The organism is Tardiphaga alba, from assembly GCF_018279705.1.
In the GTDB taxonomy this organism is placed as follows: domain Bacteria; phylum Pseudomonadota; class Alphaproteobacteria; order Rhizobiales; family Xanthobacteraceae; genus Tardiphaga; species Tardiphaga alba.
The window spans coordinates 3510492-3525363 of record NZ_CP036498.1; the positions used below are offsets into that span (position 1 = coordinate 3510492).

A 14872-nucleotide genomic window follows, 5' to 3' on the forward strand; every position below is an offset into this window, starting at 1 on the left:
CGGGCTACGGCCCGGAGCGCCATACCAAGACTTCCGGATGCCCCTCTGAGGCGAGAGATCCATGATAGCGACGTCGGCCATTGCCTTCACCCACGACGTCACCGAGCGCTTCCTGCGCTATGTCGTGATCGACACCCAGTCCGATCCCGCATCCCCCTCCTGCCCGTCCACAGCCAAGCAGAAAGACCTCGGCGCCTTGCTGGCGCGCGAGCTGCTGGAGCTTGGCCTCGCCGACGCGCATCTCGACACGCACGGCTATGTCTATGCGACGATCCCGGCCACCACGGACAAGGCCGTGCCGGTGATCTGCTTCTGCTCGCATATGGATACGTCGCCCGACTGCAGCGGCGCCAATGTGAAGCCGCAGATCGTCCGCAACTATCAGGGCGGCGACATCGTGCTGCCGGCCGACAGAACGCAGGTGATCCGCTTCAACGACAACCCCGCCCTTGCCGATCAGATCGGCAACGACATCATCACCACCGATGGGACGACGCTGCTCGGCGCCGACAACAAGGCCGGGCTCGCCGAGATCGTAGATGCGGCGCGTTTCCTGATCGCCAATCCGCAGATCAAGCACGGCACCATCAAGATCCTGTTCACGCCGGATGAAGAGATCGGCCGCGGCGTCGACAAGGTCGATCTGAAGAAACTCGGCGCCGACTTCGCCTACACGATGGATGGCGAAACCGCCGGCCACATCGAGGACGAGACGTTTTCTGCCGACGCTGCCGTCGTCAGCATCACCGGCGTCTCGGCACATCCAGGCTTTGCCAAAAGCAAAATGGAACATGCCATCAAGATAGCCGCCGCCATAGTGGAGCGGCTTCCGAAAGACACCTGCTCGCCCGAAACCACCGAAGGGAAACAGGGCTTTCTGCATCCGACCGGAATCTCGGGTGCACTCGAACATGCGACGCTCAGCCTGATCGTGCGTGACTTCACCGAGGATGGCCTGAAGCAGAAGGAAGCGCTGCTGCAATCCATCGTCGATGACGTGATGGCGTCCTATCCGCATTCCAGCGCATCGATCACCATCACCCAGCAATACCGCAACATGAAGCAGGTGATCGACCAGCACCCGCATGTGGTGGACTACGCCGTCGAGGCGATCCGGCGGACAGGGCTGACGCCGGTTCGCAGCAGCATTCGCGGCGGTACCGATGGTTCACGGTTGTCCTTCATGGGCCTGCCCTGCCCGAATATCTTCGCCGGCGAACACGCGTTCCACGGCCGCACGGAATGGGTCAGCGTTCAGGACATGGAAAAAGCCGCGGAGACCATCGTCCACCTTGCGATGATCTGGGAAGAACGCGCCTAAAACCGTAACGGCTACCGCGCTGCGTAACCTGTCGCCGATCACATTAGCCAACCGACCAATTGCGTCCCGGCCCAGTCAGGCTATCCTGCAAAAGACATCTGGCGATGGGTTTCGGCGGAAACCGGATCGGGCAAAGTCCACGCACGCGAAACTCCATACAGATCAGACCCAGGGGGTGTCATGGAGTCGTTCAAAGGCAGGTATTTCCAGACTGCATTGTCCGCCATCGAACGGATCGGCGCGGCCACATCCGCGAGCGGGATCGGCGACGTCATCACCCGCATGGCCGCCTCTTACGGCTATGGCCATGTCTGCTTTCTCGCCTCGGCCGGTAGTCATCAGCCGTTCGAAAGCCGGGTTCTCTGGAATGTCTGGCCGAAGACCTGGGCCGAGCAATATCGCATCTCGAACTTCTATGCGCACGACCCGGTTGCGCCCCGCATCCGCCAGCAGCCGGAGATGTTCGCCTGGTCCGATATCCGGCTGGAGGACATCAGCCCGGCCTCACGCGCGATCATGCACATCGCCGCCAACGATCATGGATTGCGGTTCGGCCTTTGTGCGCCCGTGCATGGCATGAACGGTTATCAGGCTGGCCTGTCGCTTGCCGGACATGACGTGGAACGCACGCCGGAAGCGAATGCGGCCATCGAGCTTGTAACCATGTATGCGTTCAATCGCTTCGCCATGCTGCGCGCGCGGGAAAAGCCGAAAACCACCGGACTGACCACACGCGAACGCGAGGTGATGGGCTGGGTTGCCGCGGGAAAAACCGCCTGGGACACCAGCGTCATCCTCAGCATTTCCGAGGACACCGTGAACAAGACGGTGACGGCGGCGATGCACAAGCTGAACGCGCATACGCGTGCGCAGGCCGTGGCCGAAGCGATCCGGCAGGGGCTGATCACCTTCTGATTTGTCAATCCCCTGCTCACGGAATGTCGCGACAGGCCGCATCATGAAAATTTTCCGCGCAGTCACGCGCGGAGAAATTCTCATGATCGATGTCATCCACCACGGCAACGCCTCGCGACATCCCGATCTCTTGGACAAGCAATTCCGGCTCCGTCATGAAATCTTCGTCCGCGAACGCGGATGGACCTCGTTTGACGTCGATGGCGCCTATGAGCGCGACCAATATGACGACGATGCCGCCATTTATCTCGTCGCCGCGGATGACCATGGCGGCGTGGCCGGCGGCTTCCGACTCTATCCCACGGTGCTGCCGCATATGCTCAGCGAGCAATTCGCAGCGCTTGTGGAAGGCGCCGTTATCCGGCGGAGCGACGTGCTCGAACTGACGCGCTTTGCCATGCGGAAGTCCGAGCGCCGCAGCCGACACTATTTCGAGCTGCTGGTCGCCATTCAGGAATACGGGACGATGGAGGGGCTGTCCGGCTTCACCTCGGTGATCAACCCGTTGCGTATTCCGATCCTGCAAGGGTTCGGTTTCGAGATCGAGCCACTCGGCCTGCCATCGATGATCGACGGCGAAGCGACCATCGCCGTGCTGTTCCACGTCAACGAGCAATGCCACGCCCGCGTGCGCGACAAAGTGGACATTCGCGATACCGTGTTCGGCGCCACTCCCACATTCCGGCGGACCGCCTGATGCCAATGACCGAGCACCATCTGAAAGTCATCCAGGGCGGCAGGGACACCGACGACCTGATCGTCACGATGCTTCACGCGCTCAAGCTGGCGGAGGCATGCCGATCGGAAACGACCTACAACCTGCTCCGCATGGCATTGCTGCATGAGGGGATTCAGATTGCGAAGGGTATGGAGCGCTAGGTGCTGCGGCGGGAATGGTAGGCGGCGACGGATTCGAACCGCCGACCCTCTCGGTGTAAACGAGATGCTCTAACCAGCTGAGCTAGCCGCCCTCAGGCAATCGCCATCGGCCGTCTGTTTAGCGTCAGCACATCGCGACGGCAAGCCGAGACTGATCGTCTATCGCTGTAATCCGATCGCCAATGGTGCCTGCAGGTCCTGCCTTGGCAATTCCGGACGCGATTGCTCTGGCTGTTTGCTACCGAGAAAATTCGCGCGGTCCTTGTTTCGGAAACCGGAATCCCTGCTCTCGAATTCGCGTTCCGCGCGATAGCCGCGCTCACGCTCTGCGCCGAAGCGCTTGTCCAGCCGCTCGCACAGCGCGGAATCGCTAGCGGCTACCGACATCAATGCCGTCAGGATGAGCGCTCTCATCATCGCAATCTCTCCATCACCAAGCATAACACTGCAGGCGACGGGCCGACAGGCGCGGGCCGATCAAGCTCCCGTCATCGGGCGAGGCGCGACCTCAAACAAAATGCCTCAAAACAAAAGCGGCGCCCCGAAGGACGCCGCTGGTGTCGTTGATCTCCGGGTTGGCGATCAGTGCGCCGTCAGGCCACCGGCCGCTTCCTCGCCGTCGGCTTTCACCGGCAGCTTGGTATCCTCTTCCCAATCGATCGCCTCGGGCTGGCGAACCAGCGCGTTCTTGATCACTTCGTCCATCCGGGCGACCGGGATGATGTTCAGGCCGCCCTTGATCGAGTCCGGGATCTCGGTGAGGTCCTTGGCATTGTCCTCGGGATCAGCACCGTCTTGATGCCGCCGCGGGCCGCTGCCAACAACTTCTCCTTCAATCCGCCGATGGGCAGCACACGACCGCGCAGCGTGATCTCGCCAGTCATGGCGACATCGTGCTTGATCGGAATGCCCGTGAGCACCGAGACGATGGTGGTCGCCATCGCAACGCCGGCGGACGGACCGTCCTTCGGCGTTGCGCCCTCCGGCACGTGGACGTGAATGTCGCGCCGCTCGAACAGCGGCGGTTCGATCCCGAAGGTGATCGCGCGCGAGCGGACATAGGACGCCGCTGCCGAGATCGATTCCTTCATCACGTCACGCAGATTGCCGGTGACGGTCATGCGGCCCTTGCCGGGCATCATGACGCCTTCGATGGTGAGCAGCTCACCGCCGACATCCGTCCAGGCCAGACCCGTGACCACACCGACCTGATCGTCGCTCTCGATCTCGCCAAAGCGATACTTCGGCACGCCGAGGAACTCTTCAAGAGTCTTCTCGGTGACCTTCACCACTTTCTTCTTCGAGAGCATCAGCTCCTTCACGGCCTTGCGGGCCAGCGTGGAGATTTCGCGCTCGAGGTTACGCACGCCCGCTTCGCGGGTGTAGCGGCGGATCAGCAGCAACAACGCATCGTCGTCGATCGACCATTCCTTGGTGTCCAGACCGTGCTTCGACAGCGCAGCCGGGATCAAGTGCTTGCGGGCGATCTCAACCTTCTCCGTCTCGGTGTAACCGGCGATCCGGATCAGCTCCATGCGGTCCATCAGCGGCCCCGGAATATTCAGGGTGTTCGCCGTGGTGATGAACATCACATTGGACAGATCGTAGTCCACTTCGAGATAGTGATCGGCAAAGGTGCCGTTCTGTTCGGGGTCAAGCACCTCGAGCAGAGCCGACGACGGATCGCCGCGGAAATCGGCGCCCATCTTGTCGATCTCGTCCAGCAGGAACAGCGGGTTCGAGGTCTTGGCCTTGCGCATCGACTGGATGATCTTGCCGGGCATCGAACCGATATAGGTCCGGCGATGACCGCGGATCTCCGCCTCGTCGCGCACGCCGCCGAGCGACACGCGCACGAACTCACGTCCGGTCGCCTTCGCGATCGACTTGCCAAGCGAGGTCTTGCCGACGCCGGGAGGACCAACGAGGCACAGGATCGGGCCCGTCAGCTTGTTGGCGCGCGACTGCACGGCGAGATATTCGACGATGCGATCCTTGACCTTCTCAAGCCCGTAGTGCTCCTCGTCCAGCATCGCCTGCGCGGCGCTGAGGTCCTTCTTGACCTTCGACTTTTTGCCCCACGGAATCGACAGCAGCCAGTCTAGATAGTTGCGCACGACGGTCGCTTCCGCGGACATCGGCGACATCTGACGCAGCTTCTTCAGCTCGTGCTGGGCCTTCTCGCGGGCTTCCTTCGACAGCTTGGTCTTAGCGATCTTCTCTTCGATATCGGCAAGCTCATCCCGGCCCTCGTCATCGCCGAGTTCCTTCTGGATCGCCTTCATCTGCTCGTTGAGATAATACTCGCGCTGCGTCTTCTCCATCTGACGCTTGACGCGCGAGCGGATACGCTTCTCGACCTGCAGCACCGAGATCTCGCTCTCCATCAGGCCCAGCACCTTTTCCAGGCGCCCGGTGACGGACAGCGTTTCCAGGATGCCCTGGCGATCCGCGATCTTGACGGCGAGATGCGACGCGACGGTGTCGGCGAGCTTGGCGAAATCAGTGATCGCCTGCACGACGCCGACGACTTCGGCCGAGATTTTCTTGTTGAGCTTCACATAGCTCTCGAAGTCGGACACGACCGAACGCGACAAGGCTTCCGCCTCGACGCTCTTGGCATCGGTGTCCGCGAGCGCGACGGCAGTCGCCTCGTAATATTCGGTACGATCGGAATACTTCTCGACCTTGGCGCGCTCGAGGCCTTCCACCAGCACCTTCACGGTGCCGTCAGGAAGCTTCAGCAGCTGCAGCACGCTAGCCAGCGTACCGGTCTCGTAAATGGCGTCCGGCGCAGGATCATCATCCGACGCATTCTTCTGCGTCGCGAGCATGATCAGGGCGTCGTTCTTCATCACCTCTTCGAGCGCGCGAATGGATTTTTCGCGGCCGACGAAGAGCGGCACGATCATGTGCGGGAATACGACGATGTCGCGCAGCGGCAGCACCGGATAGGAGTGCGTCTCGCCGTGAACAATGGTTGGCCGGGGCTTGGAGGTCGTCATGGCCTGTTCCTTTTGCTTTGCCCCCTTGCACGCGGTCCGCTGGGTTACGCAACCACCACAAGGTGCGATTTCCGTCCTCGCTCGGCCATCTGAACTGGAAGGTCCAAGGGCTCTACTTATCCGGAGAGTTATGGCGAATCTTGAGGGAGATTTTGTGTTCGCCGCCTGCATTAGGTGGCTATGGGCCGGGGGGTGTCAAGCCACCCAAACGCCTATGAACAAAGGCGGTTTATGGAGTGTGGCGGCCGTAGCCCGGATGGAGCGTAGCGAAATCCGGGGACCGGCGTTTCCATATGTCGCCGGTCCCTGCATTAAGCTTCGCTCCATGCAGGCTACAAACGGCGCACAACGAAACACGGCTGCCGGATACCCGGCAGCCGTGCTCCAGACTGGTATTTCGCGCAGGCCGATCAGGCGCTGGCGCTGGTCTCCGCCGCACGGTCGGAGCGGTCGGCATAGATGTAGAGCGGGCGTGCCGTCCCATCCACGACTTCCTTGGAGATGACGACTTCCTCGACACCTTCCAGACCCGGCAGATCGAACATGGTTTCGAGCAGGATCGCTTCCAGGATCGACCGCAGGCCGCGGGCACCCGTCTTGCGCTCGATGGCCTTGCGGGCCACCGCACCCAGCGCCTCGTCGGCGAAGGTGAGCTCGATATTCTCCATTTCGAACAGGCGCTGATACTGCTTCACCAGCGCGTTCTTCGGCTCGACCAGGATCTTCTTCAGCGAAGCTTCGTCGAGGTCTTCCAGCGTCGCAACGACGGGCAAACGACCGACGAATTCCGGGATCAGGCCGTACTTCAGCAGATCCTCGGGCTCGACATGACGGAAGATTTCACCGGTGCGGCGATCTTCCGGCGCAAGCACCTGCGCAGCGAAGCCGATCGAGGTGGTGCGGCCGCGGCCCGAAATGATCTTTTCGAGGCCGGCGAATGCGCCACCGCAGATGAACAGGATGTTCGTCGTATCGACCTGCAGGAATTCCTGCTGCGGATGCTTGCGGCCGCCCTGCGGAGGCACGGAGGCAACGGTGCCTTCCATGATCTTCAGCAGTGCCTGCTGGACGCCCTCGCCCGACACGTCGCGGGTGATCGACGGATTGTCCGACTTGCGCGAAATCTTGTCGATTTCGTCGATATAGACGATGCCGCGCTGTGCACGCTCGACATTGTAGTCAGCCGCCTGCAACAGCTTGAGGATGATATTCTCGACGTCCTCACCGACATAGCCGGCTTCGGTCAGCGTCGTCGCATCGGCCATCGTGAACGGCACGTCCAAGATTCTTGCGAGCGTCTGCGCGAGCAGCGTCTTGCCCGAACCGGTGGGGCCGATCAGCAGGATGTTCGACTTCGCGAGTTCGACGTCGTTGTGCTTGGTCTGGTGGTTGAGGCGCTTGTAGTGGTTATGCACCGCGACCGAGAGAACCTTCTTCGCATGGAACTGACCGATGACATAGTCATCGAGCACCTTGCAGATTTCCTTCGGCGTCGGAATGCCGTCGCGCGACTTGACCAGCGAAGACTTGTTCTCTTCGCGGATGATGTCCATGCACAGTTCAACGCATTCGTCGCAGATGAATACGGTAGGACCCGCGATCAGTTTGCGAACTTCGTGCTGGCTCTTGCCGCAGAACGAACAATACAGCGTATTCTTGGAGTCGCTGGTACCGACCTTACTCATTCCTATCTCCGTCCGCCGTTCGATCTTCGTTCGCAGGTGTTGCTCAGATCGGGACACGTCCCGTAGATCGTCTACGGTTTCACCGTAGATAGAGCAATTGCCGTACCAAAAAAGACCTTTGTTCCAAATTGCCGCGTGAATCCGCGGCCAAATCGAATCTTCGCGATACTAACCGATCCACGCTAGCGAACCATGCTGGCAGCCGATGATCAAGAATTCGCTAATCGGCGTACCGTCACCATTTATGACGATTACGCGATTTGCGCGCGCTCCGCGAGAGTGCCCGGCAATTCAGAGCGCATCACGCGAATAAACGGTTCGCATTGTGGACGAAAGCGGAACTTCTGCGCCAACCCCGGCACTGAGTACCGGTACGAACCATTCAATCAATCGGCTTTGATCTTGGTTTGTCTCCGAAGATGTCGGACCGCGCATACGCGATCCGACGTAATGTTCTCAACCTGTTCCTGACTTGCAGCCAGAAGCGGTTCTCGCCTTAGGCCGGCTTCACCGCGCTTGGCTCTTCGGCGCGCTTGTCGATCACCTTGTCGATCAGCCCGAATTCCTTCGCCTGATCTGCTGTCATGAAATTATCGCGCTCGAGCGCGTTGTGGATTTCATCGTAAGGGCGGCCGGTGTGCTTCACATAGATCTCGTTCAGACGACGCTTGAGGCTCTCGACCTCCTTGGCGTGAATGAGGATGTCGGTGGCCTGGCCCTGGAAACCGCCCGAGGGCTGGTGAACCATGACGCGGGCGTTCGGCAGAGCGAAGCGCATGTCCTTCTCGCCTGCGGTCAGCAGCAGCGAGCCCATCGACGCAGCCTGGCCCGTGCACAGCGTCGAGACCGGCGGACGAATGAACTGCATCGTGTCGTAGATCGAAAGACCCGACGTCACCACGCCACCGGGCGAGTTGATGTACATCGAGATTTCCTTCTTCGGATTTTCCGCTTCCAGGAACAGCAGCTGCGCGACGATCAGCGTCGCCATGCCGTCTTCCACCGGACCGGTCACGAAGATGATGCGTTCCTTCAGCAGGCGCGAAAAGATGTCATAGGCACGCTCGCCGCGGTTGGTCTGCTCGACCACCATCGGAACGAGGTTCATGTAGGTTTCGATCGGATCGCGCATAGAACACCCAAAGGGTTGGAGGAGACAGGCCGCGGGAATGCGCGAATGTCCCGTGATGCAGGAAGAAATAATAAGAGCCCACAGATATGAGCCAATCGGGCGACAACAAGACCATGGGTCGGATCGTCACCCTGCCCGTTAGTTCAAGCCGATTCTGGCGAGCACCGCAAAGCGATGCAGCGCCATTCGGAACTGATTCGGGCGGTATCCTTAATGAGAGAACCCGTAGCCTGGATGGAGCGCAGCGCAATCCAGGGACCGGCGATATGAGGAAGCGCTGAATCCCGGATTACGCTGCGCTCCATCCGGGCTACAAAAAACGCCGGCAGGAGGACCAGCCGGCGTTTTGATTAGAACGTTCTAAACGATGATCGGGACGCCCGGCCTTACGCCGCCTTCTCGTCTTCGTCCTTGTACAGGTCTTCCTTGGACACCTTCTTCTCAGTGACCTTGGCGAGTTCGAGGATGAAATCGACGACCTTGTCTTCATAGATCGGCGCGCGCAGCTGGGCGAGTGCCTGCGGGTTGCTGCGATAGAAGTCCCAGACTTCCTTCTCGCGGCCCGGCATCGAGCGGGCGCGCTCGATCACGGCGCGGCTGATCTCGTCATCGGTGACGGAGATCTTGTTCTTCTCGCCGATCTCCGAGAGCACGAGACCGAGACGGACGCGGCGGTCGGCGATCTTGCGATACTCTTCCTGCGCGGCTTCCTCGGTGGTGTCCTCGTCGGCGAAGGTCTTGCCGGACGATGCCATCTCCTGCTGGATCGAATTCCACATCAGCTTGAACTCTTCCTCGACCAGCGAGGGCGGAGCATCGAACTTGTGGGTCTCGTCGAGACGGTCGAGCAAATGGCGCTTCACGCGCTGGCGGGTCGCGCCGGCGAATTCGGCAACCAGACGCTCGCGCGCGGCTTCCTTCAGCTTGTCGAGCGACTCGAGGCCGAGCGACTTGGCGAACTCGTCATCGATCGCGGTATCGACCGGCGATTCGATCTTGCTGGCGGTGGTCTCGAATTCCGCGGCCTTACCGGCGAGCGTGTCGCTGGCATAGTTGGTCGGGAAAGTGACCTTGAGGGTGCGGGTTTCGCCGGCGGCGATACCGACCAGCTGATCCTCGAAGCCCGGAATGAAGGTGTTGGAGCCGATCTGGACCGGAATGTCCTCGCCGGTGCCGCCTTCGAAAGCGACGCCATCAATGGTGCCCTTGAAGGCGACGACCACGCGGTCGCCCGACTCGGCCTTGGCGCCTTCAGCCTTTTCGGTGAACGCACGGTTGGCATCGGCCACGCGCTTGATCGATTCATCGACGTCGGCATCGCTCACGTCAGCGACCGGCTTCTCGACTTCGAAGCTCTTGAAATCGGCGAGTTCGATCGGCGGCACCACTTCGACGGCCACAGTGTATTTCAGGTCGGCCTTGCCGGAGAGGATGTCTTCGACTTCCTTCTCTTCGGTCGGCATGGTGATCTTCGGCTCGGTGGCGAGCTTGAGGTTACGCTCGGTGAAGATCTGGGTGTTGGTCGAGCGGATCAACTCATCCACAGTCTCGGCAGCGACCGAGCGGCCATAGAGGCGCTTCAGATGGCCAGCCGGAACCTTGCCCGGACGGAAGCCGTTGAGCTTCACCTTGCCCTTCAGGTCTTCGAGGCGCGCATCGACCTTGGCTTCGATGTCGGCAGCCGGAACGCTGATCTGGAATTCGCGCTTCAATCCCTCGGAGAGGGTTTCATTCACCTGCATGGCGTCAATCTTCTTCCCGCTTCGTCCGGCCATCGGCCGAACTGTGTCAAATTGGTCCGACGCGCGGCCGGAAAGCCTGCGCCGATGGTAGTGCCGATCCGCCCTCGCGGAGGCAAAACCCTCGCGGACACGAATCCGGAAATCATCATGGTCAAACGCGACGTGCGCTTGGTGCGGGCAGAGGGACTCGAACCCCCACAACTTTCGTCACTGGAACCTAAATCCAGCGCGTCTACCAATTCCGCCATGCCCGCAGAAAACATCATGTCCGGCCGCGATGTCGCGAGCGGCGGGCTTATAACACGCAGACGACAATACGCAGCAAAAAAATGGGCTTGCACAGGGCCTCATGCCGCAGTCCGGACAACTGGACTTTCGCGCGCGAAAATGGTCGGAATTTCCGCATGACGAACAGCCCTCTCGCCCTCACCCGTCGTACCCTGCTGGCTGGCGCCGGCGGTGCCCTGATTGCCCCGTGGCTTACGCGCGCCACTTTCGCTCAGGCCGTCACGTCATTGGAATTGCAGGCCAAAACTGGCCCATTGATCGTGCGACCCGGGACCAGTTCCGAGGCTGGAACCCTGCATAGCGCACAGAAAGGCCCGCTGCGCTTCAATCGCGGCGACGAGATCGACGTTCAGATCGTCAATCAGCTCCCCGGCCCCATCGTGTTGAATTGCCGCGGCATCAATGCCGTGTCCGGCATCGCCCCGCTGCTCGACCGCAAGCCGGTGGCCACCGGCGCGAAGGATTCGTTCAAGCTGACCATGCGCAGCGCCGGCACGTCCTATGTGGACATGCGCCTGCTCGGGGACGGAGCAAACCTGCCATCCCAGGTCCGCAGCATGGTGGTGCAGGAGACCGACCCGCTCGAAGTCGACCGCGACGAGGTGCTGCTGGTCGAGGATTTCCGGATCACTGCGGACGGCAAGCTATTGGCCCCAGGCGTCGATCCCAAAGATGCCGCGGTGATGTTCCTAGCCAACCGCAAGGCGCTCCACGACATTCCGGTCAAGACCAATGAACGGCTCAGACTCCGTCTCATCAATGGCTGCCAACGCTCTGTGGTTGCTCTGAAATTCGAGGATCAGGACGTCCGCGTCATGGCCATCGACGGCCAGCCGGCGGAGCCGTTCCCCGCCCGTAACAATCAGGTCGTCCTGGCACCGGGCACCCGCATCGACGTCTTCCTCGATATCGCCAAACCCGCCGGAACGGTCACGCAGATCCTGCTCCATGACGGCAAGGAGATCCGGCGTATCGGCCAGCTGGTCACGCTGAAGGACCCGCCGCTCCGCGCGGCGCCCATGCAGACGGTCACCCCGCTGCCGTCTAATGGCCTACCGCTCCAGATCGACCTCAAGAGCGCCATGCGCTCGGACCTCAACCTTGGCGCGCCCGACACCGGCTGGATCAGGCCCCTCGACCTCGCCGCATCAACGGCCCCAGCTTTCAAGGCGAAGCCTGGCCGCCCGGTAGTCCTGACCCTGAACAACAAGGCCAGTACGCCCGCTGTCCTGCAGATGCACGGTCACCACTTCCGCTTGCTCGACAAGCTCGACGATGGCTGGAAGCCGTTCTGGCTCGATACGCTGGCTCTTGATCCGGGCCAGACCCAGCGCATCGCCTTCGTGGCCCACAATCCCGGTCGCTGGCTGATCGAATCCTTCACCACCGACTGGGCCTCCCCGCGTCTCGTGCGCTGGTATGAGGTCGGCTGACCTCAATACGGAATGCCGAGCCGGTCGTAGAGACGCCTGAACACGGCGGGCATGACCTCGGTGAGATCCTCCGCGATGAGCCCCGGCCCCGCTTCGCTGCCGGCTTCGCCATGCATCCACACGCCGATGCAGGCGGCCTCGTAGGCCGGCACGCCCTGCGTCAGGGAAGCTCCGATCAGCCCCGCCAGCACATCGCCGGAGCCGGCCGTCGCCAACCAGGGCGGCGCGTTGGAGGCGATGGCTGCACGACCGTCGGGCGACGCGACAACGGTGTCGGGTCCTTTCAGAAGTACGACAGCGCCAGATCGCTTGGCGGCAGCAGCAACGCGATCAAGCTTTGACTGCGTCTCAGATTCCTCGCTCAAGTCACTGAAGAGACGCGAGAACTCGCCTTCATGCGGCGTCAGAACGACTTCAGCTTCGGGATCAGCCTTGATCAGATCGAACAACCTGTCGGGCGCATCGGCAAAACTTGTGAGCGCGTCGGCGTCGAGCACCAAGCTCCGCTTTGCTGCAAGACCCGCCTTCACGAAGCCGGCTGTTCTCGCGCCGATGCCAGCACCGGGGCCGATGATGCAGGCATTCACTTTGCCGCCGATCAGGCCCGCAAACTCCTCCGCCGTATCGATCGGCCGCACCATCACAGCCGTCAGCGCGGCGGCATTCACAGCCAGCGCATCGCGCGGCGACGCCACCGTCACCAGCCCCGCTCCACCCCGCAACGCCGCCCGTGCGGACAACCGTGCTGCGCCGGTCGCCGCGATGTCGCCGGAGAGCACCACCGCATGACCCCTGGTGAATTTGTGACCGTCCACCCGCGGCAATGGAAATGCGTCTTGCCACAAGTCCGGATTGTTCTCGGCCGTCTTCGGCCCGATCCGCGACAGCACACCATCGTTAATGCCGATATCGATCACCCGCAGTTTGCCGCAATAGCTTCGGCCGGGCAGCAGCAGATGCCCTGGCTTCGGCCGAAAGAAGGTCACGGTCTCGGTTGCCAGAATGGCCGCCCCCATGACGGCACCGGAATTGCCGTTGATTCCGCTCGGCAGATCGACCGCCAGCACCGGCACGCCCGACGCGTTGATGGCATCGATCATCACCTTGGGATCGCCCTTCACCGGGCGATCAAGCCCAGCACCGAACAGCGCATCGATGATCAGTGCAGGCGATCCGATCAGCGAGGGGTCGCATGGCAGCACCTCGCCCTTCCAGCCTTTTGCCGCCAGCGCCGCATCGCCTTTCAGCGTCGCGCGATCGCACAGCAGGATCACCGACACGTCCCGCCCCTGCGCCGCCAATTCCGCGGCCGCGACAAATCCATCACCGCCATTGTTGCCGCGACCGGCGACCACGAGGATCGGCCCCTCTTCGGCGAGATCATTCGCCGCATCGGCAACGGCGCGGCCCACGGCCCTCATCAATTCGAAGCCCGGCGTGCCGTCGGCGATCGTCAGCTCGTCGGCCCGCGCCATCTCGTCTGTGGTCAGGAGCTCCATATCGCCTTCCATATCGCCCGTTCTGAAGGCAGCCGCAAAATCGATCATTTCGCTGGGCTGCAACTGCCTTTCATTTCATCAATATGCCCACTTGATAGACAAATGCAGTGCGGTATTCTCATCCCAAGCAGTTTCGGTCTCGCCGTAAAAACCTGAAAATGCTTCAAAAATAGCCGCACGCTGAATTTGGCACGGACCCTGCTTTGAGGGAAGCCAGCATCAAGTCAGGGCAATCCAGCATCAAATGATGGAGAAACCGGGATCATCGATGTCGATTGGCGAGAAATCGCCGACGCTCAAGCGGCGGGAGCGTAACTCCGCCCGAATGTGAGTATCAAACTGTCTGTGCGCGCCGCCTCGCGGTCGCTGCGCAGGAACGACGCAACTTCAAGTCCAGAAACTTTCGGCAAGATGAGTGCCGGGGAGACGTTCAGTGAAAAAGATCGAAGCCATCATCAAGCCCTTCAAGCTCGACGAGGTGAAGGAGGCGCTTCAGGAGGTGGGGCTGCAGGGCATCACCGTCACCGAAGCCAAGGGTTTTGGTCGTCAGAAAGGTCACGCTGAACTGTATCGTGGCGCCGAATACATCGTCGACTTCCTGCCCAAGGTGAAGATCGAGATCGTGATCGGTGATGATCTGGTGGAAAAGGCGATCGATGCGATCCGTCGCGCCGCGCAGACCGGCCGCATCGGCGACGGTAAGATTTTCGTGTCGAACATCGAAGAAGCCGTGCGTATCCGCACCGGCGAGTCCGGCCTCGACGCGATCTGATCGCGCAAGCCCCCTGCCGGGCTGGACGCTCTCCGAGCCCGGTGCTATCCGATTTCTTGACGTCTTGAGGCGTCGACAACAGGCTGCTTCGGCAGCCTTCTTGTTGCCACCTCTTGTTGTCGAGACATCTGCTGTTGAAGACATCCGGCTGTGACCCGTTCGTCATATGCCATTGTTACGTCCGGAATTCGGCCCGCTAGA

General features: G+C 61.2%; 11 protein-coding genes, 2 tRNA genes and 1 pseudogene. 6 read left to right on the top strand and 8 right to left on the bottom strand.

Annotated features, from left to right (window positions below; all coding sequences use genetic code 11):
* Positions 1–61 precede the first annotated feature (61 nt).
* The 4 genes from pepT to RPMA_RS16555 all read left to right on the top strand — a co-directional run bounded on the left by pepT (position 62) and on the right by RPMA_RS16555 (position 3115).
* Positions 62–1321: a peptidase T gene (pepT, locus tag RPMA_RS16540; RefSeq protein ID WP_211908815.1), complete on the top strand. Its 1260-nt coding sequence runs from the start codon at positions 62–64 to the stop codon at positions 1319–1321.
* Between the two features lie 180 nt (positions 1322–1501).
* Entirely contained in the window at positions 1502–2236 is a 735-nt protein-coding gene (locus RPMA_RS16545) for a helix-turn-helix transcriptional regulator (RefSeq protein WP_211908816.1), read from the top strand.
* 82 nt (positions 2237–2318) lie between these two features.
* Positions 2319–2933 (top strand): acyl-homoserine-lactone synthase, encoded by a 615-nt coding sequence (locus RPMA_RS16550; RefSeq protein ID WP_211908817.1) that lies wholly within the window; start codon positions 2319–2321, stop codon positions 2931–2933.
* Positions 2933–3115 carry a hypothetical protein gene (locus tag RPMA_RS16555; protein WP_211908818.1) on the top strand — a complete coding sequence of 61 codons (183 nt, stop codon included), beginning with the start codon at positions 2933–2935 and terminating at the stop codon, positions 3113–3115. Before RPMA_RS16550 ends, RPMA_RS16555 begins: the two co-directional genes overlap by 1 nt.
* A 15-nt stretch (positions 3116–3130) precedes the next feature.
* Here RPMA_RS16555 and RPMA_RS16560 read toward each other — a convergent pair.
* From RPMA_RS16560 to RPMA_RS16590, 7 genes and pseudogenes are all read right to left on the bottom strand, one after another.
* A tRNA-Val gene (locus RPMA_RS16560) sits at positions 3131–3207 on the bottom strand.
* Positions 3208–3274: 67 nt separating this feature from the next.
* Positions 3275–3532 (bottom strand): hypothetical protein, encoded by a 258-nt coding sequence (locus RPMA_RS16565; protein ID WP_211908819.1) that lies wholly within the window; start codon positions 3530–3532, stop codon positions 3275–3277.
* 165 nt (positions 3533–3697) lie between these two features.
* Positions 3698–6120, bottom strand: a pseudogene (gene lon / locus RPMA_RS16570) (endopeptidase La).
* Between the two features lie 410 nt (positions 6121–6530).
* The gene (clpX, locus tag RPMA_RS16575; protein WP_211908820.1) at positions 6531–7805 is read right to left on the bottom strand and encodes an ATP-dependent Clp protease ATP-binding subunit ClpX; all 1275 of its coding nucleotides are present in this window, start codon (positions 7803–7805) and stop codon (positions 6531–6533) included.
* A 496-nt stretch (positions 7806–8301) separates the two neighbouring features.
* Entirely contained in the window at positions 8302–8937 is a 636-nt protein-coding gene (locus tag RPMA_RS16580; protein ID WP_211908821.1) for an ATP-dependent Clp protease proteolytic subunit, read from the bottom strand.
* A 386-nt stretch (positions 8938–9323) separates the two neighbouring features.
* Positions 9324–10679, bottom strand: coding sequence for a trigger factor (gene tig / locus RPMA_RS16585; RefSeq protein ID WP_211908822.1), 1356 nt, complete (start codon positions 10677–10679; stop codon positions 9324–9326).
* 169 nt (positions 10680–10848) lie between these two features.
* Positions 10849–10933 (bottom strand) — tRNA-Leu (locus tag RPMA_RS16590).
* Positions 10934–11083: 150 nt separating this feature from the next.
* On the opposite strand from RPMA_RS16590, the gene RPMA_RS16595 reads away from it, so the two are divergent.
* The gene (locus RPMA_RS16595; protein ID WP_211908823.1) at positions 11084–12400 is read left to right on the top strand and encodes a multicopper oxidase family protein; all 1317 of its coding nucleotides are present in this window, start codon (positions 11084–11086) and stop codon (positions 12398–12400) included.
* Between the two features lie 2 nt (positions 12401–12402).
* Here the strand turns inward: RPMA_RS16595 and RPMA_RS16600 are convergent, their stop codons facing one another.
* On the bottom strand, positions 12403–13899 hold the full coding sequence (locus tag RPMA_RS16600; RefSeq protein WP_211913698.1) for an NAD(P)H-hydrate dehydratase: 1497 nt from the start codon (positions 13897–13899) through the stop codon (positions 12403–12405).
* Positions 13900–14332: 433 nt separating this feature from the next.
* On the opposite strand from RPMA_RS16600, the gene RPMA_RS16605 reads away from it, so the two are divergent.
* The gene (locus tag RPMA_RS16605) at positions 14333–14671 is read left to right on the top strand and encodes a P-II family nitrogen regulator (RefSeq protein WP_068730910.1); all 339 of its coding nucleotides are present in this window, start codon (positions 14333–14335) and stop codon (positions 14669–14671) included.
* Positions 14672–14872: the final 201 nt, after the last annotated feature.